This is a genomic window from Cellulomonas sp. (assembly GCF_015234515.1).
Taxonomy (GTDB): domain Bacteria; phylum Actinomycetota; class Actinomycetes; order Actinomycetales; family Cellulomonadaceae; genus Cellulomonas.
Genome location: NZ_JADGMY010000034.1, coordinates 1 through 24,817 on the forward strand (window position 1 = coordinate 1; position 24,817 = coordinate 24,817).

The 24,817-nt window shown below is 73.7% G+C and carries 25 protein-coding genes; 18 read left to right on the top strand and 7 right to left on the bottom strand.

The window, feature by feature from the left end:
• Positions 1–31 precede the first annotated feature (31 nt).
• Entirely contained in the window at positions 32–370 is a 339-nt protein-coding gene (locus IR158_RS18095; RefSeq protein ID WP_291815532.1) for a DUF6308 family protein, read from the bottom strand.
• A 921-nt stretch (positions 371–1,291) separates the two neighbouring features.
• Here IR158_RS18095 and IR158_RS18100 point away from each other — a divergent pair.
• From IR158_RS18100 to IR158_RS18115, 4 genes are all read left to right on the top strand, one after another.
• Positions 1,292–1,618, top strand: a complete 327-nt coding sequence (locus tag IR158_RS18100; RefSeq protein WP_291815533.1) for a hypothetical protein — start codon at positions 1,292–1,294, stop codon at positions 1,616–1,618.
• A gap of 208 nt (positions 1,619–1,826) precedes the next feature.
• Positions 1,827–2,360 (top strand): hypothetical protein, encoded by a 534-nt coding sequence (locus tag IR158_RS18105; protein WP_291815535.1) that lies wholly within the window; start codon positions 1,827–1,829, stop codon positions 2,358–2,360.
• A 63-nt stretch (positions 2,361–2,423) separates the two neighbouring features.
• Complete coding sequence (locus IR158_RS18110; protein WP_291815538.1) at positions 2,424–2,957, top strand: papain-like cysteine protease family protein; 534 nt, start codon at positions 2,424–2,426, stop codon at positions 2,955–2,957.
• Positions 2,958–2,965: 8 nt separating this feature from the next.
• Positions 2,966–3,682 carry a hypothetical protein gene (locus IR158_RS18115; RefSeq protein ID WP_291815540.1) on the top strand — a complete coding sequence of 239 codons (717 nt, stop codon included), beginning with the start codon at positions 2,966–2,968 and terminating at the stop codon, positions 3,680–3,682.
• Positions 3,683–3,806: 124 nt separating this feature from the next.
• On the opposite strand, the gene IR158_RS18120 is transcribed toward IR158_RS18115, so the two are convergent.
• On the bottom strand, positions 3,807–4,526 hold the full coding sequence (locus tag IR158_RS18120; protein WP_291815542.1) for a hemolysin III family protein: 720 nt from the start codon (positions 4,524–4,526) through the stop codon (positions 3,807–3,809).
• 217 nt (positions 4,527–4,743) lie between these two features.
• Here IR158_RS18120 and IR158_RS18125 point away from each other — a divergent pair, with 217 nt between their 5' ends.
• Complete coding sequence (locus IR158_RS18125; RefSeq protein WP_291815544.1) at positions 4,744–5,718, top strand: RDD family protein; 975 nt, start codon at positions 4,744–4,746, stop codon at positions 5,716–5,718.
• Between the two features lie 415 nt (positions 5,719–6,133).
• A complete protein-coding gene (locus tag IR158_RS18130; RefSeq protein WP_291815548.1) occupies positions 6,134–6,508 on the top strand; it encodes a PH domain-containing protein in 375 nt (124 codons plus the stop codon).
• 54 nt (positions 6,509–6,562) lie between these two features.
• Here the strand turns inward: IR158_RS18130 and IR158_RS18135 are convergent, their stop codons facing one another.
• Both IR158_RS18135 and IR158_RS18140 read right to left on the bottom strand, forming a co-directional pair.
• Entirely contained in the window at positions 6,563–7,324 is a 762-nt protein-coding gene (locus IR158_RS18135) for a YoaK family protein (protein ID WP_291815550.1), read from the bottom strand.
• Positions 7,324–8,019 (bottom strand): FCD domain-containing protein, encoded by a 696-nt coding sequence (locus IR158_RS18140; RefSeq protein WP_291815553.1) that lies wholly within the window; start codon positions 8,017–8,019, stop codon positions 7,324–7,326. Before IR158_RS18140 ends, IR158_RS18135 begins: the two co-directional genes overlap by 1 nt.
• 281 nt (positions 8,020–8,300) lie before the next feature.
• On the opposite strand from IR158_RS18140, the gene IR158_RS18145 reads away from it, so the two are divergent.
• The 6 genes from IR158_RS18145 to IR158_RS18175 all read left to right on the top strand — a co-directional run bounded on the left by IR158_RS18145 (position 8,301) and on the right by IR158_RS18175 (position 13,903).
• Positions 8,301–9,227: an ABC transporter substrate-binding protein gene (locus IR158_RS18145; protein WP_291815556.1), complete on the top strand. Its 927-nt coding sequence runs from the start codon at positions 8,301–8,303 to the stop codon at positions 9,225–9,227.
• A 43-nt stretch (positions 9,228–9,270) separates the two neighbouring features.
• Positions 9,271–10,857, top strand: a complete 1,587-nt coding sequence (locus IR158_RS19385; RefSeq protein WP_366928468.1) for an amino acid ABC transporter permease/ATP-binding protein — start codon at positions 9,271–9,273, stop codon at positions 10,855–10,857.
• A 1-nt stretch (position 10,858) separates the two neighbouring features.
• A complete protein-coding gene (locus IR158_RS18160; protein ID WP_291815559.1) occupies positions 10,859–11,269 on the top strand; it encodes a Rid family detoxifying hydrolase in 411 nt (136 codons plus the stop codon).
• Positions 11,266–12,399, top strand: coding sequence for an acetamidase/formamidase family protein (locus IR158_RS18165; protein ID WP_291815562.1), 1,134 nt, complete (start codon positions 11,266–11,268; stop codon positions 12,397–12,399). The genes IR158_RS18160 and IR158_RS18165 overlap by 4 nt, the downstream gene beginning before the upstream one ends.
• A 137-nt stretch (positions 12,400–12,536) precedes the next feature.
• On the top strand, positions 12,537–13,115 hold the full coding sequence (locus tag IR158_RS18170; protein ID WP_291815564.1) for a helix-turn-helix domain-containing protein: 579 nt from the start codon (positions 12,537–12,539) through the stop codon (positions 13,113–13,115).
• Positions 13,112–13,903, top strand: coding sequence for an SRPBCC domain-containing protein (locus IR158_RS18175; RefSeq protein ID WP_291815567.1), 792 nt, complete (start codon positions 13,112–13,114; stop codon positions 13,901–13,903). The genes IR158_RS18170 and IR158_RS18175 overlap by 4 nt, the downstream gene beginning before the upstream one ends.
• Before the next feature lie 66 nt (positions 13,904–13,969).
• On the opposite strand, the gene IR158_RS18180 is transcribed toward IR158_RS18175, so the two are convergent.
• Positions 13,970–15,901, bottom strand: a complete 1,932-nt coding sequence (locus IR158_RS18180) for an ATP-dependent helicase (protein WP_291815571.1) — start codon at positions 15,899–15,901, stop codon at positions 13,970–13,972.
• Between the two features lie 69 nt (positions 15,902–15,970).
• Positions 15,971–17,173 (bottom strand): ROK family transcriptional regulator, encoded by a 1,203-nt coding sequence (locus IR158_RS18185; RefSeq protein WP_291815574.1) that lies wholly within the window; start codon positions 17,171–17,173, stop codon positions 15,971–15,973.
• A 176-nt stretch (positions 17,174–17,349) separates the two neighbouring features.
• On the opposite strand from IR158_RS18185, the gene IR158_RS18190 reads away from it, so the two are divergent.
• The 5 genes from IR158_RS18190 to IR158_RS18210 all read left to right on the top strand — a co-directional run bounded on the left by IR158_RS18190 (position 17,350) and on the right by IR158_RS18210 (position 23,355).
• Positions 17,350–18,834 (top strand): sugar ABC transporter ATP-binding protein, encoded by a 1,485-nt coding sequence (locus tag IR158_RS18190; protein WP_291815758.1) that lies wholly within the window; start codon positions 17,350–17,352, stop codon positions 18,832–18,834.
• A 92-nt stretch (positions 18,835–18,926) separates the two neighbouring features.
• Positions 18,927–19,883 (top strand): ABC transporter permease, encoded by a 957-nt coding sequence (locus IR158_RS18195; protein WP_291815761.1) that lies wholly within the window; start codon positions 18,927–18,929, stop codon positions 19,881–19,883.
• A 99-nt stretch (positions 19,884–19,982) separates the two neighbouring features.
• Positions 19,983–21,038, top strand: coding sequence for a substrate-binding domain-containing protein (locus tag IR158_RS18200; RefSeq protein ID WP_291815576.1), 1,056 nt, complete (start codon positions 19,983–19,985; stop codon positions 21,036–21,038).
• 105 nt (positions 21,039–21,143) lie between these two features.
• On the top strand, positions 21,144–22,349 hold the full coding sequence (locus IR158_RS18205; protein WP_291815579.1) for a Gfo/Idh/MocA family oxidoreductase: 1,206 nt from the start codon (positions 21,144–21,146) through the stop codon (positions 22,347–22,349).
• Between the two features lies 1 nt (position 22,350).
• The gene (locus IR158_RS18210; protein WP_291815581.1) at positions 22,351–23,355 is read left to right on the top strand and encodes a sugar phosphate isomerase/epimerase; all 1,005 of its coding nucleotides are present in this window, start codon (positions 22,351–22,353) and stop codon (positions 23,353–23,355) included.
• Between the two features lie 98 nt (positions 23,356–23,453).
• Here the strand turns inward: IR158_RS18210 and IR158_RS18215 are convergent, their stop codons facing one another.
• Positions 23,454–24,179: an MBL fold metallo-hydrolase gene (locus tag IR158_RS18215; RefSeq protein ID WP_291815585.1), complete on the bottom strand. Its 726-nt coding sequence runs from the start codon at positions 24,177–24,179 to the stop codon at positions 23,454–23,456.
• An 87-nt stretch (positions 24,180–24,266) separates the two neighbouring features.
• Here IR158_RS18215 and IR158_RS18220 point away from each other — a divergent pair, with 87 nt between their 5' ends.
• The gene (locus IR158_RS18220; RefSeq protein ID WP_291815589.1) at positions 24,267–24,791 is read left to right on the top strand and encodes a TetR/AcrR family transcriptional regulator; all 525 of its coding nucleotides are present in this window, start codon (positions 24,267–24,269) and stop codon (positions 24,789–24,791) included.
• Positions 24,792–24,817: the final 26 nt, after the last annotated feature.

Sequence of the window (24,817 nt, forward strand, 5' to 3'; positions counted from 1 at the left end):
CACGCGGCCTGAACACCCCTACCGAAACGGGTCAACCGAAGTCGGGGCAGTCCCGATCGACCGCACCTAGCGTCGTGTCGGTCGGGACATGTCGGAGCAGTTCACACAGATGGTTGCGACGATGGAGGAGGATCTCGAGTGCAGCGTTGCCGACGGCCTCGACCGACAGCATCGAGACCGCCACTAGGTCTTCGGCCGTGAACTCGTCGGCGATAGCGGGCCGGTCGCCGCCTCCGCCGAGACGTTCGAAGTGTGCCCCCGTGAAGCCGCCGGTCGGGCGGGGCGTGTAGTAGGTGCGCACCACGTGCGCCGCGTCGTCCGTGTGCTGCGGCTCCAGGTAGCGGGCCAGACGCCTTGAAGGGGTGATCATGACTCGTCGGCCCGCACGGCAGCCTCGAGGGCTGCGGCAACGGCTTCGAACTCCGCCACCGCCGCGGTGAGGTCTTCGACGATCTCCCTGGCGATCACCTCGGGTGCCGGCAGGTTGTCGAGGTCCTCGAGGCTCTCGCCACGCAGCCACGTGATGTCGAGGTTCGCCTTGTCCCGTGCGGTGAGCTCGTCGTAGGTGAACGCGTGGAAGCGCTCGGTCGCGGTGCGAGTCGCGCGGTCCTGCCCGGGGGCGTAGCAGGCGACGAAGTCGTCGAGGTGGGCTCGGGTGAGGGGGTTCTGCTTCAGGGTGAAGTGCTGGTTGGTGCGCAGGCGTACACCCAGAGCCTCTCGGTCCAGGCGTGGCCTTCAGCTGCGGGCTTCTTGTCGAAGAAGAGCACGTTGGCCTTGACGCCAGTCATCTTCGTGGACGTGTCCGGGGGTTGCCGGAGCCTCGTCGAGGAGCCCACGCAGGGTCGGGTCGTCGGCCGGGACGTCCCGCAGGAGCCTGCTCCGAGCGTCGATCGCGAGTTGCGACGTCCGGACGATCAGCAACGTCGGCCGTGGGCCGGGACGAGGGAGCGTCTGCGCTCGTCGTAGATCCGACGCTGCTCTCCGCGGTGCACACCGCTGACGGTGAGCCGGTACCGCTCGTCGACGTGCGTGACCGGGGGGACGTGCTGACGCTCGCGTCGCGCTGCGCGGGCCACGTGGGTCCACCGCGTCGGCCGCGCGGTGCTCGTACTCACGACGCCAGGAGAGCGTGCCGGCGTGATCAGGACCTCCCGACGCGGTGCGTCGTGGACCTCGGGTGATGTCGGAGGCGAGATTCCCGCGGTGCGTACCGCGGCCGCGTACCGCTCGCTAATGTGAACAAATCGGGCGTCGCGACCGGCGCGGTGCCTGCCGTTCATCGGGGGATCTCATGGCTCGTCTGCGACTGACACTGACCGCGGCCGCGATCGCGGGTGCCGCGCTGCTCGCCTCCGCGGGACCCGCCGCGGCATGCCCCGCCGATCCGCGCGCCGACCCGGTGACGTGGGAGTACGACGGCGTCTACGACTGCTCGAAGGCGACCGTGGGCCACGGCGTGCGCACGTACACCAAGCCGTCGCCGGTGGCCTTCGTCGTCATCAGGACGGGCGGGACGTACTTCGTGAGCGACCTGGGGGACGCCAACGAGGGCGACCGCACCTACACCTTCGACAAGAACATCCGCTTCGTCATCACGTGCAACTTCACCGACGCGTAGGACCCACCTGCCGGGGCCTCGCCCGGTCCCAGACCCAGATCGCGGCCGGCCTGGCTCGGGTCGTCTGACGGGTTCCTTGAGCCGATGCCCTGGGCGACGTCGACCCGGGGTCGGTTGCGTCGGTCAGGCACGCGGGCTCGCGGGACCGCCCGCAGATCGGTCCGCCGAACCGCCTCGGGACGTGCCGGTACGCCGCTATCGTCCGAAGATGAGGTCGACGCCGAAGGTGACGCTGACGGTGGGGGCGCTGCTCGTCGGCGTCGCGTGGGCACTCGCGGCGTGCTCGGGCGGCGACGCGCCCGCCGGTCCGTCTGGCACCCCGCCGGGCACCCAGCCCTCCGACGGCACAGGTCACCTCGAGGTGTCGGACCTCGAGGACCCGCCCCAGCCCGGACACTTCACGGCCGAGCCGACCACCGTCGTCGCACGTCTCGGCGTGACCCCGGGCGGGTGCGTGACGGTGGAGGTGGACGGGGTCGAGCGCCTGCCCTTCTGGCCGAGCGGCACCCAGGTCGAGGAGGACCCCGACGACCTCGGCAGCTACGTCGTGACCCTGCCCGACGGCACGTCCCTGCGAACCGGTGACTCCTTCGAGGCGGCGGCGGTCGTCGACGACGCGCTGGCGTTCGGGGAGGAGTCGCAGCCGCCGGGCAAGGTGGCCACCCTGGTCGACTTCTGCGCGGTCGACGCGGCACCCGTGGCGTTCTTCGACGCCACGACGATCCACCCGCCGGTCGACTGACCGCGGGTCTCCTCACCCAAGGTGGATGTGCACATCAGGCAGAGATCCCCGTCCCTTCGCACCGTGCTCCCGTCGCTCGCCGTCGCGGTCGGCCTCGTCCTCGTCGCGCCGGGTGCCGCCCAGGGCGTCGAGAAGATCCTGAGCGTGACGCCGTACAAGCAGGAGCAGTCGAACTGGTGCTGGGCCGCGGCGTCGAAGACCATCGTCAAGTTCCAGACCGGCAACGTCGTCGCCCAGTGCACGCTCGTCAAGAACGGCAAGGGCACGTCCTCGTGCGCCAACGTGGCGGGGTCGAAGTCCGACGTCATGAACGCGCTGTCCAGAAACGGCGTGAACCCGGGCGCCGAGCGGAAGCTGGACTGGGCGACGGTCGTCGCGGAGATGAAGACGAGCCGCCCGGTGTACAGCTCGATCCTCTGGAAGTCCGGCGGTGGGCACGCCCACGTCATCCGGGGCTACTACGACACCGGCTACTCCTACGGCGTCTCGTACGTCGACCCGGCGTCCGGGACCACGACGTCCCGCGAGTGGGGCAGCTACCTGACCAACTCGTCGTGGACGACGGGCACCGGCCTCATCTACCTGACGAAGAAGTGAGGCGCGACATGGCTGCACGTTCCCGGGTCCCGGCCGTCGCCGGCGCCGCGCTCGTCCTGCTCTGGCTGGGAGGTGCGTCCCCCGCTGCCGCGCAGGACGCCCCCGAGGCCGTCACCACGTGGTTCGCCCAAGAGGCGCCCGCTGTGGCGGGCGACGTCCTGCAGGGGCGTGCCGTGGACATCGCGGACGCGAGCTCCCCGGCGAGCACCTTCACCGTGGGCGACCCCGTCGCCCTGCACCGGTGGAACGACGGCTTCGTCGACGGCGAGTCCGTCGAGCCCCTCGTCGCGAGCGGCGAGTGGGTGGCGCCGCTCTCCCGCGACGGCGTCGTCGTCGGCACCATCGCCGCGACGGAGTCCGCGGGGGCCGTGGCGTTTGCGTACGTCGACGACGACGCGCAGGCGGGACGAGCCCTCACGCAGGCGCCGACGGGTGACGTCGTGCAGGACCCGCAGCTCGGCGGGCTCGTCAAGGTCGGGCACGACGGCGACGTCGATGCGCTCTCACGCGCGGCCGCCGCGCCTCTGGCCGGGGTCGAGGACGCCACGGACCTGCAGTCCGCGGTGGAGGCGGCGCACGACCCGGGCATCCAGACGCTCGCGGCCGACGGTGCCGCTGGCGGGCCGGCCGGCGGTGTCGGCGCGCGGGAGGCCACCGGCCTCGTGCTGCTGGTCGGGGGTGCCGCAGCGCTGGCCCGTCGCCGGCTGTCGGCGCGCTCGCGCTGAGAGCCCGCGCCGGTCGCGCCGCAGCGGTGGCGCGACCGGCCGCGGGGCGCCCCGGCACACGCTGCGCGCCGCCGCGAGAGGGTGAGTCGCGCCCGTCACCGCGTCCCGGGACCGGTGCGGACCGCTAGGCGGGGAGGACGTACCGGTACATCAGCAGGTAGTGCAGCACGGACGCGAGCACCACCAGCACGTGCCAGATCTCGTGGAAGCCGAGGACGCCGGGCAGGGGGTTGGGCCGCTCGACCACGAACACGACGAACCCGACGCTGTAGACCAGCCCACCAGCGGCCATGAGCACGTACGCCCCCACGGGCAGGGCGACACCGGCGCCGACGAGCACCACCGGCATCCAGCCCATCGCGATGTACAGCGTGTTCGTCACGTACTTGGGCAGCTCGCGCAGCGCCGATCGCAGCGCGATGCCGACCGCGGCGACCACCCAGACCGCTCCCAGCACGGCCCAGCCGTACGCGTTGCGGAACAGCACCAGCACCAGCGGCGTCACGGACCCGGCGATCAGGACGAACACCGACGCGTAGTCGAGCGTCCGCAGCACGCCGTTGACGCGCGGCCCCCGGTCGATCCCGTGGTGCAGCGTGCTGGCGACGAACAGCAGGAGCACGGACGCGGCGTAGACGCTGAGCCCGACGACCTTCCAGAGGTCGCCCTCGGTGACCGCCTGGGCGACGAGCACGGCGCCCCCGACGAGCGCGAAGCAGCTCGCCGCGAGGTGCGTGACGGTGTTGACCCGCTCGTCGGTGACGTGGACGCTGCCGTCGCGGCTGAGCCGCGGTGGTGGGGTCGTCCCCGGCGTCGGCGTGGTGCGTGCGGACGTGGTCTCCACCGTTCGTTCCTCCTGGTGAGCCATCGACGCGGCTCGTCCGGGAGCCTATCCGCGCGGCCCGGCCGCAGCGGCGGCACAGGTCCCGCGTCGGGGTGGGCGGTGCGTCACAGCGCGACGCACGCGTCCCACTCCGGGCCCTCGGGTCACCTCACCCGTCGCGGAGACCGAGCCGTCCGGCCCTGGTGCGCGCGCCGGTCCCGGTGCCACGATGTCCCGCGTGACGACGACGCCTCTCGCGCTCCCCGCGGCTGCGGACATCACGACGCCGTCGTTCGCGAGCTGGGGGCGCCGGGTGGTCGCCGCCTTGCTGGACGGCGCGGTCCTGGGCGCGGTCGCGTGGTTCGCCGTCGGTGACGACGTCGTGGGGCCGTCGCTGCAGCCGACGTTCGACAGCGCGGGGCCCGAGGCGACGGCGCCGTGGACGTCGTCGGGCGTGCTCGTCGCCGCGTGGCTGGCGATGCTCGTGCTCCAGGGACTGACCGGGCAGACGCCGGGGCGCCGCGTCCTCGACATCGCGGTGGTGCGCGCGCCGGCCGGTGGGCCGGTGGGTGGCCGGCCCGGGGTGCTGCGCTCGGTGGTGCGGTGGTTCGCGCACCTGCTCGACGCGATCCTGCTCCTCGGGTACCTGCGACCCCTGTGGCACGCCGAGCGGCGCACGTTCGCCGACAGCCTCGTCGGTACCGCAGTCGTCCGCTGCCCACCCCCGCGGCCGCGTGACGGCAAGGCGCTCGCCGTCACGATCGCGGCCTGGGTGGTCGTCCTCCTGGGCCTGGCGTTCGGCGTGAGGATCGGGGAGTCCGGCGGGGTGGACCGCGGCGCGCAGAGCGTGTGCCGGCTCGACGCGCAGGTCGCGGACGCCCCGGTGCAGGTGCGCGCGGTGGTCCTCGTCCGCGAGACCGAGTGGGACCGGGCGATACGCCTGTGGCCGTGGGCCGACGAGACGCGGACCACGGAGCGCGAGCGCCTGGCGCTCGAGGTGTCGTGGGACGTGACCGGGGACGTCGGCCCCGAGGCGCAGCTCCTCGCGCGCACGACCGCCGGGGGCTCGACGGTCGACAACGAGACGTCCGTGGGTGCGGGCTGGGCGTCGTTCCCGGTCGAGCGTGCGGGCGCGGGTCCCGTCGACGTCGACGTCGCGGTGGACGGCCGGTCGCTGACGTCGTGCACGGCTCAGCTGCCTCCGACGGGCTGACGCGACGGGGTCGCGGGGCGACGTGCGTGCCCCCGCCCCCTCCACCCCATGACCGCCTGCTGCGGCGGAGCGTGGGAGTGAATCCCGGAGGAACGTGCACGCGCCGCCCCGCTACTGTGCCGCGCGTGGCCAGTGCGGGCGCTCGCGGACGGGATCGGTGCGCCGTCCGTCGCGGACGTGGGGTGCGGGACCGGGCTCCTGACGGTCAGCCTTGCTCGCCCGGGTCGACGGGTCGTCGGGGTGGCGGCAGGCCGGATGACCGGGCGGTGCCGGGCGACGAGTACCGTGCTGCCCGTCGGAAACGCACGACCGTCCTCCGCGCGCGCCGCTGTCGTCGTGCACGCCCGGGGTTCGGCGGTGCCTGCCGACGCGGGTCCGGACCGCCCGGTCCCGCGCGGGTGCACGGAGGAGGGGCATGATCGACTTCACCAACGCCGCCTACGTCAAGCTCAACGAGCGGAAGCCTGCCGACGCGCACGCCGAGCTGGCCGAGCTGCTCCTGCCGGACGAGCGGGTGCTCGTCGCGTTCCGCGGGATGCGCGACTCCGTGACGTTCACGACCAAGCGCCTCGTCGCGGTCAACGTGCAGGGCATGACCGGCAAGAAGAAGGACTACACCTCGCTCCCGTACAGCCGGGTCCAGGCGTTCTCCGTGGAGACCGCGGGGACGTTCGACCGGGACACCGAGCTCGAGCTGTGGTTCAGCGGGCTGGGACTGGTCAAGCTCGAGTTCGGGGCGGGCGTCGACATCCGCGGCCTCAGCCGGCTGCTCGCCGAGCGCTGCCTCTGACGCCCGCCGGGCACCGCCCTCGCGTGCTCACGGCGTCGGTTCGCCGTCCGGACGTCAGCGGGCGACGAGCGCCTCCGCCGGCCGCGCGTCCTCGGGCGCCACGGCTGCGGCGCGCTCGTCCTGCCGGGCGCGGCGCCGCTGGTCGGCCCGGGCGACGAGGAGCGCCGCGACCCCGGCGGCGAACACGGCACCCGACGCCGCCAGGGCGACCGGGCCGTCGGCCAGGCGCAGCACCGCCGCGCCGAGGGCGGCGCCGGCACCCATGGCGAGGATCGCGAAGGTCCGGTGCCGCCACTGTGCTCCCGTCTGGCGCCCGCCGCCCAGGCGGCTCTCGCGCGTGACGTTGGCGAGCGTGCTGGTGACGACCACGGTCGTGATGTCGGTGTTGCCGACCGGCTTGACCGCCGCGACCTGCGCGCCCATGAGTGCGGCGAGCACGGCGGTGAGCGTGATCTGCCCGAGGGCCTCCAGCTCACCGACCGCGGCCCACACCCCCACGAGGACGAAGACGAGGACCGTTCCCGCGCCGAGCAGCCAGGCGCTGCGCACGGGCAGTCCCACGGGGTGCCCGCGGCGCACCAGCCGCCCGCCGACCACGGAGCCCAGCGCGAAGCCGACGAGCGCCAGGGCGTTGTTGAGCAGCGGCATGTCCGGCACGCCCACCACCGCGAACGCCAGGAACAGCACGTTGCCGGTCATGTTGCCGGTGAAGACGCCGTCCAGGGCGAGGAAGCTCACGGCGTCGATGGCGCCGGTCGCCGCGGTGAGGAGCAGCAGGCCGGAGGTGTACAGGCCGGCGGTGGTGGGGCGGCGCATCAGGCGTCCTTCAGCTGGGTGTGGATGTCGGTCAGGTGCTCGCGCATCGCCGCGGTGGCGGCGCCCGCGTCGTGGGCCGCCACCGCGTCGTAGATGGCCTGGTGCCCGGCGAGCGAGCGTGCGCGGGCGGCCTTCGTGGCGTGGGAGCGGCGGCGCACGGGCAGGGTCCAGTCGGCCATGAGCCCGTGGAGAGTGGTGAGCAGCGGGTTGCGGGCCGCGTGGGCCAGCAGCAGATGGAACTCCAGGTCCAGCTCGACGGAGCGTGCGGCGCTCAGCGGCCCCTGCGACGCGTCGAGGACGTCGTGCAGCTGCAGGAGGTTCGCGGCCGTGGCCCGGCGGGCGGCGAGGCCCGCCACGGACGGCTCGACGATGAGCCGCAGCTCGGCGGCGTCGGCCCGCGCGACGCCGCTCGTGCCCGCGTTCAGGCCCTCGAGGTCACGCTGCTCGCCCGACGTCTCGACGACCACGGTGCCGCGGCCGGGCCGCCGCTCGACGAGATGCTTGGACTCGAGCTCGAACATCGCCTCGCGCAGCGACGCGCGGGAGACGGAGAGCTGCTCGGCGAGCTCCCGCTCACCCGGGAGCCGCTGCCCGGGGGCGAGCTCGCCGGTGGCGATGAGGCGTTCCAGGTGCGCGGCCAGGGTGACCGAGATGGTCGGTGACCTGCGCGCCAACGGCGGGACCGGTGTCGTCACGAGGTGCTCCTTCGGTGTCCGTCGTCGGTGGTGGGGGTGTGCGTACCGGCACGCTAGCAACGGAATCCGGTCAGATGGTCTGACCAATGTTTCGCCCTGGGTCGACTCGGTAAACAGTGTGTTTCCAGGTCCGGGATGCCCGATTCCGCCCTCGGGAGCGCGTCTACGTTCATGCCTCATCGGTCAGACCATCCGACCGAGAGACACCAACGGCGGCGTCGTGGCACCGCCTGTTCGGTGGGTCCCCGGCGCCGGTGCCCAGCGACTGGAAGGCACCCGCGATGCGCACCACGAAGAACTCCCGCACGGCAGTCCTCACCACCGGAGCGGTCGCCGCGCTGCTCGCACTGACGGCCTGCGCCGGCTCCAGCTCGGCCGCCGAGGGGGCCGGCGCGGTCACCTACCCCGAGCTCGCCGAATCCGCGGCGTGCGTCGAGCTGCGCGAGCAGAACCCGGACCTGGTGGGCACCACCCAGACCAATGCGCTGAACCCGCACACCCCCGGCTACGAGGTCGTCAACCCCGAGAACCCTGACGAGTACATCGGCTTCGACATCGACCTGGGCGACGCGATCGGCGACTGCCTCGGCTTCGACGTCGACTACCTGCCGGTCGGCTTCTCCGAGCTCGTGCCCACGGTCGCCAGCGGCCAGGCCGACTGGATCGTCTCCAACCTCTACGCCACCGAGGAGCGGGCCCACGGCGGCGTCGACTTCATCAGCTACTCCAAGGTGTTCGACGGGATCCTGGTCGCCACGGGCAACCCGGAGGGCATCACGGGCATCGACGCGTCCCTGTGCGGCACCACCGTCGCGCTGAACAAGGGGTACGTCGAGGTCCCGCTGGTCGAGGCGATGATCCCGGAGTGCGAGAAGGCCGGCCTCGCCGGGCCCACCGTCAGCCTCTTCGACTCGAGCGCCGACTGCGTGCAGGCCATCCTGTCCGGCCGTGCCGACGCCTACATGAACGACATCAACACGGTGAAGGGCTACATCGCCGAGCACCCGGACGACCTCGACTCGGCCGAGACCGTGATGCTCGACTACGAGATCGGCATCGGCGTCCTGCAGGGCGACCACGGGTTCCGTGACGCCGTGCAGGCCGCGCTCGTCGAGATCCAGGAGTCCGGCCTCCAGGCCGAGCTGGCCGGCAAGTGGTCGCTCGACGAGAACGCCCTGGCCGAGCCCGCGATCCTCAGCGTCGGCTGACCGTCCCGGACCGAATGACGAGCGACGCGAGGACGGCCCGACCATGACCGAGTTCCTGCACTACCTGACCCTTCCCTACCTCCTCGAGGGCATCGCCTTCACCCTGCGCCTGACGGCCATGGGATTCGTCGGCGGCATGGTCCTGGGCCTGTTCCTCGCGGCGATGCAGCTCACGCGATTCCGGGCGCTGACCTGGGTCGCCAGGGCGTACGTGACCCTGTACCGGGGCACGCCGCTGATCCTGCAGCTCGTCTTCGTCTTCTCGGTGCTGCCACGGGCGGGGATCGTGCTGTCCCCGCTCGTGGCGGGCGGCCTGGCGCTCGCCCTGAACGAGGCGGTGTTCTTCGCGGAGATCTTCCGCTCCGGCATCAAGGGGGTCGACCCCGGGCAGGTGGCCGCGGGCCGTGCCCTGGGCCTGCGCCCGGCGCCGCTGATGCGCCGGGTCGTGGCGCCGCAGGCCCTGCGGTCGATGGTCCCGTCGCTCGGCTCCGAGGCCGTCACCACGATGAAGAACTCGGCGCTCGCGTCGATCATCGCGGTGCCGGAGCTGACGTTGCGCACGCAGCAGCTCGCGTCGGCCACGTTCGACTACTTCGAGATCTACTTCGCCACCGCGGTGATGTACCTGGTGCTCACCGGGGCTCTCACCCTGGTGCAGCTCGCGGTGGAGCGGGCGCTCGACCTCGACCGTCCGTCGCGGACGTCGCTGCGGACGTGGGCGGCGCGCCTCGGCCGACCGGCGGTGGCCGTGCCCGCGACGGTCGAGCCCGACCCGCGTCGGGCCCCCGACCGCACGGACGCCGGCGTGGGGGAGGCGGCCCCGCTGACCCACGCGGACCCGCCGCCGCGCAGCTTCGGCCAGGCGCTCATCGAGGCGTTCGGGCTGCGCAAGTCCTACGGCGAGAACGAGGTGCTGCGCGGCATCGACCTGCAGATCCGGCAGGGTGAGGTGGTGGCGCTGCTGGGACCCAGCGGCTCGGGCAAGAGCACGCTGCTGCGCTGCATCAACCACCTCGAGGGCCTGGACGGCGGCGCCGTGCTGGTCGACGGCACGGCCATCGGGTACTCCGAGCGGGGCGACGAGCTGGTCGAGCGGCACGTCGCGAAGCAGCGGGTCGACGCCGGCGTCGGGATGGTGTTCCAGCAGTTCAACCTGTTCCACCACCTGACCGCACGCGAGAACGTCGCGGCGCCGCTGCGCTGGGTGCACGGCTGGTCCCGGGAGGACGCCGCCGCCCGCGCCGACGAGCTGCTCGCGCAGGTCGGCATGGCGCACCGCGCGGACGCCCTACCGCGGCACATGTCCGGTGGTCAGCAGCAGCGCGTGGGCATCGCCAGGGCGCTGGCGTCCAACCCGAAGGTGCTGCTGCTCGACGAGCCGACCAGCGCCCTCGACCCCGAGCTGGTCGCGGAGGTGCTGGGCGTCATCCAGGGCCTGGCGCGCCAGGGCGGTCTCACGATGATCATCGCCACCCACCAGCTGCGGTTCGCCCGCGAGGTGGCAGACCGGGTCGTCTTCATGGCGGGCGGGGTGGTCGTCGAGCAGGGCACGGCAGAGCAAGTGATCGGTGACCCGCAGGTCGAGGCGACGCGTCGCTTCGTCCGCGCGATGGACTCGGCGGAGGTCTGAGATGAGCAAGGCACGCACGCACCACGTCGTCCCCGCGTCGGCCGGGGTGCCGCCCCAGGTCGGGCCCTTCAGCCACGCCGTGCAGTTCGGTGACCTGCTGTTCGTCACCGGTCAGATGCCGACGGACCCCGCCACGGGGCAGCTCGTGGACGGTGGGCTGGTCGAGCAGACGCGCCAGGTGATGGCCAACCTGCAGGCCGTGGTCCGCGCCGCGGGCGCCGAGCTGGGCGACACGCTCATGGTCCGCGCCTACCTGACGGACTTCGACGACTTCGAGGAGTTCAACGCCGAGTACCGCACGTGGTTCGACGACCCCCTGCCGAGCCGCACGTGCGTCGGGGTCACGGGCCTGGCGGTCGGTGCGCTGGTCGAGGTCGACCTGGTGGTCGGCATGCCGGGCGGTGCGGCGTGAGCGCCGAGACGATGACGGAGCGCCCGACGCTGCAGCCCGGGCAGGGAGCCGTCCTGGGAGAGCACTACCTGCCGTCGCGCGCCGACGAGGTGCGGTGGGGCTGGCTGCCGAACGCGGACGCGTCCCCGGTGCTGCACGTCGCCGACGGTGCCACCGTCACGCTCGACACCCTGTCCCACGAGGGGCTGCTCGCGGACCAGGGCCGCGACCCCGCGCGCTACATCCGGCAGTTCGGCGACGTCGACGTGCTGGACGACGCGGTCGAGGTCGCGGGCAGCGGGATCGCGAACGGACCCGACGACGGCCCCCACGTCGTCACCGGCCCGATCGCGGTCGCCGGCGCGCGGCCCGGGGACGTGCTCCGGGTCGACGTCCTCGACCTCGCCCGCCGCGTGCCCTACGGGTTCGTCAGCAACCGGCACGGGTTCGGTGCGCTCGCGGGGGAGTACCCCCAGGACCGGGACTCGACCCCGACGCGGCACGTCGACCGCATGATCACCGACGGCTCGGTCAGCCACTTCGCGTGGGTGGAGCAGCGCGCCGGGCGTGACGTCGGGGTCATGGACGCAGGCGAGGGCCGCACCGTGCAGTTCGCCCTCGCGCCGTTCCTCGGGCTCATGGGGACTGCGCCCGCGACGAGCGCGCCCGTGCCGTCGGTGCCACCCGGCGACCACGGCGGCAACATCGACATCAAGCACGCCGGGGTGGGGGCGACGCTGTACCTGCCGGTCGCGGTCGACGGCGCCCTCTTCTACGCGGGTGACCCGCACTTCGCGCAGGGCAACGGCGAGGTCGCGCTGACCGCGCTCGAGGCGTCGCTGCGGGCGACCGTGCGGCTGAGCGTCGTCGCCGCGGCGGACCTGCCTGGCGTCCTGGGCGACATCCGGACGCCGGTGGTGGAGACGGCGACGCACTGGATCCCGACCGGCATGGACCCCGACCTCGACGAGGCCATGCGCCAGGCCGTGCGCCACGCCGTGGCGTTCCTGCACGGGCGCTTCGGGGTGCCGCGCTCGGTCGCGCTGGCCTACCTGTCGGCGGCCGGCGACTTCGAGGTCAGCCAGGTGGTCGACGCGGTGAAGGGCGTGCACTGCCTCATCGCGAAGTCGGACTGGGCGGCCTGGGCGTAGTCGCCGTGGCGGCGCGTCAGCCGGGCCGTGCGCCGCCAGGTGGCGGCGCACGGCCCGCGCCGCCACGGCGTGGTCGACGGCGTCCGGCTCGCCCGGCAGCCCTTGACAGATCTTCTTGTCAAGAGGACGTTGGTGACATGCACGACATCGAGGTCATCGAGAGCCCCCAGGCGGCAGCCACCGCGCTGGACCCGGTCCGGGCCCGTCTGCTCGGCGAGCTGGCCGTGCCGGCGTCGGCCGCGGGACTCGCCGCACGCGTCGGCATCACGCGCCAGAAGGTCAACTACCACCTGAGGGCGCTCGAGGCGCACGGCCTGGTCGAGCTGTCGGAGGAGCGCCGGCACGGCGGCATCACCGAGCGGGTGCTGCAGGCGTCCGCCGCGTCGTACGTCGTCTCTCCTGCGGCCGTCAGCGTCTCCGCGGCGGATCCCGACGCCAGCCCGGACCACCTGTCCGCGGCGTACCTGGTCGCCTTGGCCGGCCGGCTGGTGCGGGAGGTCGGCGCCCTGGCGCGCCGGGCCGGCACGTCCGGGCGGCGGCTGCCGACGCTGACCATCGACACGCGGATCGGCTTCCGGTCGGCCGCAGACCGGGCCGCCTTCGCCGACGACCTCACCGCCGCGGTGCTCGAGCTGGCCGCGCGCTACCACCACGACGACGGGCGCCCGCACCGGCTCGTCGTCGCCGCACACCCGCTGCCCGAGGAGGGCTCATGAGCACCAGCACCAACGTCCTGCACCGCCTGGAGTTCAGCGTCGAGGTGCCCGGCACCCCGGAGCAGGTCTGGGACGCGATCGCCACCGCGAAGGGCATGAGCGCGTGGTTCCTGCCCACGCAGATCGAGGAGCGCGAGGGCGGCTCGCTGCACTTCAGCATGGGCCCCGACATGGGGTCGGACGGCCACGTCACGGCGTGGGAGCCGCCGCGCCGCCTGGTCTACGAGGAGGACTGGGCCGCCCTCATGGGCAAGGACCCGGACGAGCTCAGCCCCATGACGTCCGAGTTCGTCGTCGAGGCGCGCTCGGGCGGCACCTGCGTCGTGCGCGTCACCACCAGCGGCTTCGGCACGGGCGCCGACTGGGAGCAGGAGTGGTGGAGCGACATGGGCACCGCCTGGAAGCCGTCGTTCGACGTCCTGCGCCTCTACCTCGCGCACTTCCCCGGGCAGGAGGCCACCGTGCTCGAGGTCGACGCGACGCACGACGGCGACCCGCAGGCGGTGTGGGGTGCGCTGCGCGACGCCCTCGGCCTGGGCGACGTGGGCTCGCAGGTCGACGTGCGCGGTGCCACCGGCACGCTCGAGCGCGTCGGGGACCGTCTGGCGATCGTCCGGCTCACGGGGCCGGTGCCCGGGGTCCTCAGCGCCGGGGTGTACGGCGCGGAGGACGGGCGGGCCACCGCGTACGTCCGGGCGCACCTGTTCACCGCCGACGCCGCCGAGTACGTGCGGCGCGAGGAGCCGGCGTGGCGCGACTGGCTGCAGGGGCTGCCCGTCAGCGTCTGACCGCCACGGCGTCGGGCCCGTGCCGCACGGCTCGGTGCCCGGCGCCGCCTGGCGCCCGGCCGCGGGTCACAGGGCGACGAGGGCCCTGTCCGCCGCCACGGTCCGCCTGCCGCCGCTCCCGAAGTCGACGGTGACCTGCCCGGCCCGCACGTCCACGACCCTGCCGAGCCCGTGCCGGTCGTGCGTGACCCGCTGCCCGGCGGTGAACCGTGCGCCCGTGGGACGCGTGCCCGTGGGGGCGGCCTCGCGGGTGCGGACCGGCCGGACGGCGGCGGGTGCGAGCGCGTCCAGGTAGGGCGACGGGCGAGCGGGCCGTCCGCCGGGCCGGTCCGCCGCCCACGTCGCGACGAGGTGACGACGCGCGCGGGTGATCGCGACGTACGCCAGGCGCCGCTCCTCCGCCAGCTCGGGTCCCGTCGTCGCGTACACCGACGGCAGGGACCCCGCGGTGGCCCGCGCCAGCAGGCACGCGTCCCACTCCAGGCCCTTGGCCTTGTGGATCGTGGTGACCGTGACGGCTCCGCGCCCGGGCGGGACGTGGTCCTCGGCGGCGCGCCGGTCCAGGTCGGCGGACAGCGCGCGGACCGTCCCGGTCAGCGCCTGCGGGAGGGAGTCGACCAGGGCGCGCAGGGCGTCGAGGGCGTCCCAGCGCTCGCGGGCGGCACCCGTGCCGTCGGGCGGGGCGTCGGGGTCGTACCCGGCCTGGGCCAGGGCGTCGTCGAGGGCCGGGCGGGCGTCGTCGTCGGGGACCTGGGCTGCGCGCCGGCGCAGGAGCTTGAGCACCTGCGCCACCTCGCGCCGCGCGAAGTACGCCGAGCCGTCACCCGCGACGACCGGGACGCCCGCGTCGCGCAGCGCCGCCGTGAGCTTGACGGCCTGCGCGTTGAACCGGTGCAGGACAGCGATCTCCTCGGCCGGGACCCCGGCGTCGAGCCAGCCCTGGACGGTCGCGACGATCCGCGCGTCCTCGTCGTCCTCGTCGGCGCAGCGTTCGACCACCGGCGCCGGTCCGTCGCCCAGCATCCCGACGAGCGCCGGCCCGGACGCCTCGGCGCGGCCCGCCATGAGCCGGTTCGCGGCCTCGACCACCTGCCGGGTCGAGCGGTAGTCCTGCACCAGGTCGACCGTCACGGCGTGCGGGAACCGCACCGTGAAGTCCCGCAGCAGCGAGGTGTCCGCGCCCTTGAACGCGTAGACCGCCTGCCGCGCGTCGCCCACGACGGCGAGCTGGTCGCGTCCGCCGAGCCACGCGTCGAGCAGCCGCTGCTGCGCCGGGTCGGTGTCCTGGTACTCGTCGACGACGAACGACACGTACTGCCGCCGCACCGCGCTCGCGACCTCCTCGTCGTCCTCGAGCATGCGCGCGCACACGGCCAGCAGGTCCGCGAAGTCGAGCACCCCGGCGGCGCGCTTGGCGGCCGTGTACCGGCGCATGGCCCCGGTGACCGTCGCGAGCGACATGCCGGGCCGGCGGCCCGCCGCCTGCGCCGCGGTCGCGTACTCGTCGGCCGTCAGGTCGCGCGCGGCGGCCCACGTGAGCTCGGTCGCCAGGTCGGTGACGAGCGCGGCGTCGACGTCGCCGGCGGACGTGCGCAGCGTCACGCCGAGCGCGCCGCGCAGGTAGCGGTAGTACGCGCCCCGCCCGTCGACGTCGAGCAGCACCGGACCGTCGCCCGGCAGGCCCGTCGCGCGCCAGAAGTAGCGCAGCTGCCGCATCGCCGCGGCGTGGAACGTGCGCGCCTGCACGTGGCCCGCGCCGAGCCGCGCCAGGCGGTCGCGCATCTCGCCCGCGGCCTTGGCCGAGTGCGTCACCGCGAGCACGACGTCCGCCGGGACAGCCCCGGTGACGTGCTGGTACGCGATCCGGTGCGTGATCGTGCGCGTCTTGCCCGTGCCGGCCCCGGCCATGATCCGCACGGGGCCGGGCGGAGCGACGACGGCGGCGGCCTGGCGGTCGTCGAGGTCGGCGAGGACCCGGTCGGCTGCGGTCCTGCTCACCACGTGCTGTGCTCCCACGGTCTCGGGTCGTCGTCGCCCCATGGTGCACCGTGCCGACGGCGACGGGCGTCAGGGCGTCGCCGCGGTCCTCACCGCCCGGTCCTGGATCAGCGACTCCAGGGCGTCACCGCCCAGCACGTGGTCGATGACCATGGTGCTCGCGCCCAGCACACCGGCGGTGCCCCCCGCGCGGCTCGTCACGATGCGCAGGTGCTGCGTGGCCAGCGGGAGCGAGCGGCGGTAGACGACCTCGCGGACGCCGGCGAGCAGGTGCTCACCGGCGCCGGCCAGGCTGCCACCGACGACGATGACCGAGGGGTTCAGGAGGTTGACGCACCCGGCGAGCACGGCGCCCAGGGACCGGCCGGCCTCGCGGACGGCCGCGGACGCCGCGGCGTCGCCGGCGCGCACGAACGAGACGACGTCGCTGCTCGCGTCCGCAGGCGTGCCGGCCGCGGTGAGGCGGGCCGCCACCGCGCGTCCGCTGGCGACGGCCTCGAGGCAGCCGGTGTTGCCGCACGAGCAGGCGACGTCGGGGCCGTCCGGGACTGCGACGTGCCCCAGGTCGCCCGCCGCGCCCTGGGCGCCGCGGCGGATCGCGCCGTCCGAGATGATCCCCGAGCCGATGCCGGTGGCGACCTTGACGAACATCATGTGGTCGACGTCGGGCAGCTCGGTGGCGTGCTCGCCCAGGGCCATGAGGTTGACGTCGTTGTCGACGAGCACCTCGGGGCTGTCGAGGAGGCCGCGCAGGATGCCCACGACGTCCGCGCCGTCCCAGCCCGGCATGATCGGCGGGTTCGTGGGTCGTCCGGTCGCGTGGTCCACGGGTCCGGGCAGCCCGACGCCCACGCCGACCAGGTCGGTCGTGTCGCGCCCGGTCTCGGCGAGCAGGTCGCGGACGATCGTGGCGACGCGTCCGAGCACGCGCTCCGGGCCGTCGCCGATCGTGATGCTCTCCAGGTGCTGGGTCAGCACGCTCGCCGCGAGGTCCGTGACGGCGACCCGTGCGTGCGTCGCCCCGAGGTCGACGGCGGCGACGACGCGGGCGGCGGGGTTGAAGGCGAACGTGGCCGGCGGGCGTCCACCCGTGGAGGTCGCCTCACCGGTGGGTGCGACGAGTCCGCAGGTCAGGAGCTGCTCGACGCGCGTCGCGATGGTCGACCTCGACTGCCCGGTGAGCTGCGCGAGCTCGGCGCGGGTGCGCGGCTGCCCGTCACGCAGCAGGTGGATCACGGAACCGAGGTCTCCGGGGCGGCCGGCGGTGAGCATGTGCCCGAGTCAACCACATCTGACGGCCTGCCCAACGCTACTTGCCGCCGGACGTGCGACTTTTGCTTGACCGCTGGCAAAACTGGCCCTACGTTCCCCCCATGGTCGATGACGACCGGGCGACGACGCCCGACGCCTCCCCGGGGCCGACGCCCCACGACGGGCCCCTGCTGCGCATGCGGGGGATCGTGAAGCACTTCCCCGGCGCCAAGGCCCTCGACGGTGTGGACCTCGAGGTGCGGCCCGGCGAGGTCCACTGCCTGCTCGGCCAGAACGGCGCGGGCAAGTCCACCCTCATCAAGGTCCTCGCGGGGGCCCACCGCCCCGACAGCGGCACCATCGAGTGGCGCGGGGCACCGCTCCAGCTCGCCTCACCCGTGGCCGCCCTGCGCGCCGGCGTGGCCACCATGTACCAGGAGCTCGACGTGGTCGACGGGCTCACCGTCGCCGAGAACGTCTACCTCGGGCACGAGCTCGCGACCGGCGGCGTCACCCGGCGGCGCGACGCGCACGCCCGCACGGCAGCGCTCCTCGAGCAGCTCGGGCACGGGGACATCTCCCCGCAGCGCGAGGTCGGCACGCTGCGCGCCGCCGGCAAGCAGATCGTCAGCATGGCCCGCGCGCTGTCCCACGACGCGCGGCTCATCATCATGGACGAGCCGTCGGCCGTGCTGGACTCCGAGGAGGTCGCCAACCTCTTCCGCGTCGTGCGCGAGCTGACCGCCGCGGGCGTCGCCGTCCTCTACATCAGCCACCGGCTCGAGGAGATCCGGCAGATCGGGGACCGGATCACGGTGCTCAAGGACGGACGCACCGTCGCCGCGAGCCTGCCCGTCGCGCAGGCGCCGACCGCCGAGCTCATCCGCCTCATGACCGGGCGCGCCGTCGACCAGGTGTTCGCGGCCCGCCCTCCCGTTCCGGACGACGCGCGCGAGCTGCTGCGCGTCGACGGCCTGTCCCTGCACGGCGACTTCCGTGACGTGTCGTTCAGCGTGCGCGCGGGCGAGGTCGTCGGCCTCGCCGGGCTCGTCGGGTCCGGCCGCTCGGAGATCCTCGAGACGATCTACGGCGCGCGGCGGGCCACGTCCGGCACGGTGAGCGTCGACGGCCGCACGCTGCGTCCAGGGTCCGTGGCCGTCGCGGTGCGGGCCGGTGTCGGCCTGGCGCCCGAGGAGCGCAAGAGCCAGGGCCTGCTGCTCGACGAGCCCGTGTACCGCAACATCACGCTCTCGACGTTCGCGCGCCTGGCCAACGGCCCGCTGCTCGACGAGCGCGCCGAGCGGCGCGTCGCCCGTGAGCAGATCGACGCGCTCGACCTGCGCCCGGCCGACCCGGACCGCACGGCGCGCACCCTGTCCGGCGGCAACCAGCAGAAGGCCATGCTCGCGCGGTGGCTGGTGCACGGGTGCCGCGTGCTGCTGCTCGACGAACCCACCCGCGGCGTCGACGTCGGGGCGCGCGCCGAGATCTACGCGCTCGTGCACGCGCTCGCGCAGGCCGGCAACGCCGTCGTCGTGGTGTCCAGCGAGATCGAGGAGGTCCTCGGCCTCTCGCACCGCGTGCTCGTCGTCGCGGACGGCCACGTCGTGCACACCGGACCCGCGGACCAGATCGACGAGCACCGGGTGCTCGACCTCGTCATGGAAGGAAGTGCCGCGTGAGCGACCAGACACCCCTGGTGCCGGCCCCCGCCGTCACCTCCGACGCCCCGGCGTCGCAGACACCCGCCGCCCGCGCGCGGCGCGGCAACCCGCTGCTGCACGGATCGGCGGCGCGCACCCTCGGCCTGGTCATCGCGCTGGCAGTGCTGTGCGCCGTCGGGGTCGCCACCGCGGGGGACCGGTTCGCCAGCATCGACAACGTCATGACGATCCTGCGGCTCGCCGCGGTCGTCGGGGTCCTGAGCGTCGGCATGACGTTCGTCATCACGGGCGGCGGCATCGACCTGTCCGTCGGGTCCGTCCTGGGTCTCGCGTCGGTCTGGGCCACGACCCTCGCGACGCAGGCCATGGCGCGGGACACGCACTGGGTCGTCATGGTGTTCACCGCGCTCGCCGTCGGCGCCGTCTGCGGGCTGATCAACGGGGTGCTGGTCGCCTACGGCAGGGTGGTCGCGTTCATCGCGACGCTCGCGATGATGGTCGCCGCCCGCGGGCTCGCCGAGATCATCGCCAACCGGCAGACCCAGATCGTCGACGTCCGGCCGTTCCTCGACGTGTTCCGTGGCGAGCTCCTCGGCGTCCCGGTGCTCGTGTGGATGTTCGCGGTCGTGGCGGTCGCCGGGTGGTTCCTGCTCAACCGCACGACCTTCGGCCGCCGCACCATCGCGGTGGGCGGCAACCCCGAGGCTGCGCGGCTCGCGGGCATCAAGGTGCAGCGGCACACCGTGTACCTGTACGCGCTGGCCGGTGTCAGCGCCGGCATCGCGGCCGTCATGATGCTCGGCCGCACCACCGCCGGGTCGTCCACCCACGGCCAGCTGTACGAGCTGGACGCCATCGCCGCCGTCGTCGTCGGCGGGACTCTGCTGGCCGGCGGCCGCGGCACGATCGTCGGCACGGTCCTCGGCGTCCTCATCTTCTCGACGCTGACCAACGTGTTCACGCAGAACAACCTGTCCATCTCGGCGCAGTCCGTCGCCAAGGGCGTGATCATCGTCGTCGCCGTGCTGCTGCAGCAGCGCTTCGCCGCGCGCTCCCGCGGCAGCTGAGCACGCCGCCCCCCGCCCGGTGACCGCCGACCCGGCCGTCGCCCCCCTCCGTCACACCCACACCGCCCCGCACCACCCTCGGAGTCAAGGAGGATTCCCATGACCGCCCACACCACCCGCCGACGTCGGTGGGCCGCTGCCGGCGCAGCGCTCGCCGCCTCGGTCCTGCTCAGCGCCTGCACGTCCAACACCCCCGAGCCCGTCGACGGCGACGGCGGCGGCAACGAGGTCGTCGGCGGTGGCGCCAACGACGAGACCGGCGAGAGCATCCGCATCGGGTTCTCCGCCCCCGCCGCCGACCACGGCTGGATGGGCGCCATCACCAAGGCCGCACTCGCCGAGGCCGAGCGGCACGACGACGTCGAGCTCGTCGTCGCCGAGGCGACGAACGACGTCAGCATGCAGATCTCGCACATCGAGGGGTTCATCAACGACGGCGTCGACGCGATCGTGCTCCTGCCGTTCGACGGTGCCGCCCTCACCGAGATCGCCATCGAGGCGATGGAGGCCGGGATCCCGGTCATCAACGTCGACCGGGAGTTCTCCAGCCCGTTCGCCGCGCGTTCCACGGTGCTCGGCGACAACTACGGCATGGGCGTCAGCGCCGGCACCTACATCTGCGAGGAGCTGGGCGGCGAGTCCGGGGCGGTCGTCGCCGAGATCGCCGGCATCGACTCGCTGCCCCTCACCCAGGACCGCAGCAAGGGCTTCGCCGACGCGCTCGCCGACTGCGGCCTCGAGGTGTCGAACCGCGTCGCCGCGGACTTCACGGTCGCGGGCGGTCAGCAGGCCGCAGCGAACCTGCTGCAGGCGGCGCCCGAGATCGACGCCATCTGGAACCACGACGACGACCAGGGCGTCGGGGTGCTGGCGGCGATCGAGGAGGCGAACCGCGACGAGTTCATCATGGTCGGCGGTGCCGGCTCCGCGAACGTCATGCGCGCCATCGAGGCCGACGACTCGGTGCTCAAGGCGACGGTCGTCTACCCGTCGACGCAGGCCGCCGACGGCGTGCGCCTGGCCCGTCTCATCGCGCACGGCAAGGCCATGGGCGACCTCGTCGAGGTCGAGGTGCCGCGGACGATCCAGCTGTTCGCCCCGGTGGTCACGAAGGCCAACGTGGACGACTACCTGCCGACGGCGTTCGAGTCCTGATCCGCCCGCAGGGGTCCGGGACGAGGCGCACGCGTCCCGGACCCCCGCCGGGCCGGCCCCGAGCCGGTGCGGCATGGTCAGACGTGCGCGGACGGAGGACCGCTGATGGCGGAGCAGGAGGGCACCACACTCGGTGTCGGCATGGTCGGGCACGCGTTCATGGGTGCCGCCCACTCGCAGGGGTGGCGGGTCGCGCCCCGGTTCTTCGACCTGCCGCTGACGCCCCGGATGGCCGTCGTGGCCGGGCGGCGCGCGGACGCGGTCGAGGCGGCGGCGCGTCGGCTGGGGTGGCAGGACGCGACGACGGACTGGCGCGAGCTGCTGCGGCGCGACGACGTCGACCTGGTCGACGTCTGCACACCGGGCGACACCCACGCCGAGATCGCGATCGCCGCGCTCGACGCCGGCAAGCACGTGCTGTGCGAGAAGCCGCTGGCCAACTCGGTCGAGGAGGCCGAGCAGATGGTCGCGGCCGCGCAGCGCGCCGAGGCGCGCGGCGTGCGGGCGATGGTCGGGTTCACGTACCGACGCGTGCCGGCCGTGGCGCTGGCCCGCAGGCTCGTCGCGGACGGCCGCATCGGCACGGTGCGGCACGTGCGCGCGCAGTACCTGCAGGACTGGATCGCCGACGAGCAGGCGCCGCTGTCGTGGCGGCTGGACCGGCAGCGCGCCGGGTCCGGTGCGCTGGGCGACATCGGCGCGCACGTCGTGGACCTGGCGCAGCACATCACCGGTGAGCGGCTCACCGGCGTCAGCGCGATGCTGGAGACGTTCGTCACCGAGCGGCCGCTGCCGCAGGGGGCCGGCGGCGCGCTGCGCGGCGAGGGCGGTGCCGGGCGCGGTCCGGTCACCGTGGACGACGCGGCCGTGTTCTTCGGGCGGCTGACCGGCGGCGCGATGGCGTCGTTCGAGGCCACGCGCTTCGCGTGGGGGCGCAAGAACGCCATCCGCGTCGAGGTCAACGGCTCGCGCGGGTCGCTCGCGTTCGACTTCGAGGACATGAACGTCCTGCACTACTACGACGCGACCGACGACCCGCTGGTCGCCGGCTTCCGGCGCATCGTCGTGACCGAGCCCGAGCACCCGTACGTGGGGGCGTGGTGGCCGGCCGGGCACGGCCTGGGCTACGAGCACGGCTTCGTCCACCAGGTCGTCGACCTGGTGGAGGCGCTGGCGGCCGGGACGCAGCCGGAGCCGTCGTTCGCGGACGGCCTGCAGGTGCAGCGCGTGCTCGCGGCGGTCGAGCGCAGCGCCGCGGACCGCAGCACGTGGACCACCGTCGACACGACCGACCCTGACGAGGAGCACTGACATGGCACGACCCGTGACCCTGTTCACCGGCCAGTGGGCCGACCTGCCGTTCGAGGAGGTGGCGCGCCTCGCGTCCGAGTGGGGCTACGACGGCCTGGAGATCGCCTGCTGGGGCGACCACATCGACCCGTGGCGCGGGCAGGAGGACGACGACTACATCGCCGAGAAGCTCGCGCTGCTCGACCGCTACGGCCTGAAGGTGTGGGCGATCTCCAACCACCTCAAGGGCCAGGCCGTCTGCGACGACCCGATCGACCAGCGGCACCGCGACATGCTGCCGGACAACGTCTGGGGCGACGGCGAGCCCGAGGGCGTGCGGCAGCGCGCGGCGGAGGAGATGAAGGCGACGGCCCGCACGGCCGCCCGGCTCGGGGTGAAGACGGTCGTCGGGTTCACCGGCTCCGCCATCTGGAAGTACGTCGCGATGTTCCCGCCGGTGTCGACCGAGCTGATCGACGCCGGCTACCAGGACTTCGCCGACCGGTGGAACCCGATCCTCGACGTGTTCGACGAGGTGGGCGTGCGGTTCGCGCACGAGGTGCACCCGAGCGAGATCGCGTACGACTACTGGACGACCGTGCGCACCCTGGAGGCCATCGGCCACCGTGAGGCGTTCGGCCTGAACTGGGACCCCAGCCACTTCGTGTGGCAGGACCTCGACCCCGTGGGGTTCCTGTCGGACTTCCGGGACCGGATCTACCACGTGGACTGCAAGGACGCGAAGCGTCGCGTGGGCAACGGCCGCAACGGCCGCATGGGCTCGCACCTGCCGTGGGCCGACCCGCGCCGTGGGTGGGACTTCGTGTCCACCGGGCACGGCGACGTCCCGTGGGAGGACAGCTTCCGGATGCTCAACACCATCGGTTACGACGGGCCGATCTCGGTGGAGTGGGAGGACGCGGGCATGGACCGCCTCGTCGGCGCGCCCGAGGCGCTGGAGTTCGTGCGGCGGCTCGCGTTCGACCCGCCGTCGGCCGCGTTCGACGCAGCGTTCAGCACGCGCTGAGCCGCGGACGACAGCAGGGGACGGCCCCGTCCGACGTGCCGCGTCGGGCGGGGCCGTCCGCTGTCACGATCACGGCGGCGGTCGCAGCTCCGTCACCGTCACCGGCCCGCGGCCGCCGCTGCCCGCCGCACCTCGTGCTGCACGGTCGCCAGGTCGCCGCGCCAGGGTGCGCCGTGCCCGGGCAGCACCCAGGTGGCCCCGAGGTCGGCGAGCCGCGCGAGCGCGTCGAGCGCCTGCTCGGGCTCGTCCGTGAACGGCGCGGGCTGCAGGCCGGTGCGGCCGGTGAGCACGTCGCGCGTCGTGAGCCCGTCGCCGACCATGACGGCGTCCGCGACGGGCACGTGCACGGCGATGCTGCCGGGGGAGTGGCCCGGCATGCCGACGACCCGCGGGGCCCCGGGCAGGGGCAGCACGTCGCCGTCGTGGACCTCGGTCACCTCGGTGAGGTAGGTGGTCCGCAGGCCGCCTTTGCGCAGGGAGTAGGCGAGGAAGCCCAGGACGGCGCCGGGGCGCCACCGCCCCAGGGAGGCCTTCGGCTTGTCGCCGCCGCGCGCGCGGTCGGCGTCGGCGGCGTGCACGTACACCGGTACGCCGTGCTCGCGCCGCAGCCGCTCGGCGAACCCGATGTGGTCGGTGTCGCCGTGCGTCAGGACCAGGCCGCGCACGTCGTCGAGGGTGCGGCCCATGGCGGTGAGCTCGGTGAGCAGCTCCGACCAGTGCCCGGCGAGGCCGGCGTCGATCACCGTCACGCCATCGTCGGTGTCGACCAGGTAGGCGGCGACGACGTCGTTGCCGATGCGGTGCAGGTGCGGGCCGAGCTTCATGGGGTGCCCCTCGTGGTGGGTCGCGTGGTAAGAATGGCTACGGTAGTTAGCCATCATGGCTAACGTCAATAGCCATGAGGAGATTCCATGCCCACGCCGGACCGCACGTCGCTCGAGGAGATCGTGGCGGCGGCGTGGGCGATCCTCGAGGCTGAGGGCATCGCGGGGCTGACGATGCAGGCCGTCGCCGCGAAGGTCGGGGTGCGCGCACCGTCGCTGTACAAGCGCGTCCGCGACCGCGACGCCCTGCTCGCGCTGGTCGCTGCGGCCGCGGTCGACGAGGTGGCACGGCGCCTCGAGCCGGCGGCCACGCTCGCCGACGTCGCCCGCGCCTACCGCGCGTTCGCGCACGAGCGACCCGAGGGGTTCCGCCTCATCCAGTCCGCCGGCGCCGACCCCGCGTCCCTGGCTCGCGCGAGCGAGCCGGTGCTGCGCATCGCGGGCGACCTGGTCGGCCCGGGCGACGCGCTGGAGGCCGCCCGGCTCGTCACGGCGTGGGCGACCGGGTTCCTCACCATGGAGCTGGCCGGCGCGTTCCGCCTCGGCGGGGACCTGGACGTCGCGTTCGAGTACGGGCTGGCCCGGCTGACGGCGGCACTGACGCCCGCCTGACCACCGCACGACCGACACCGGCCCCC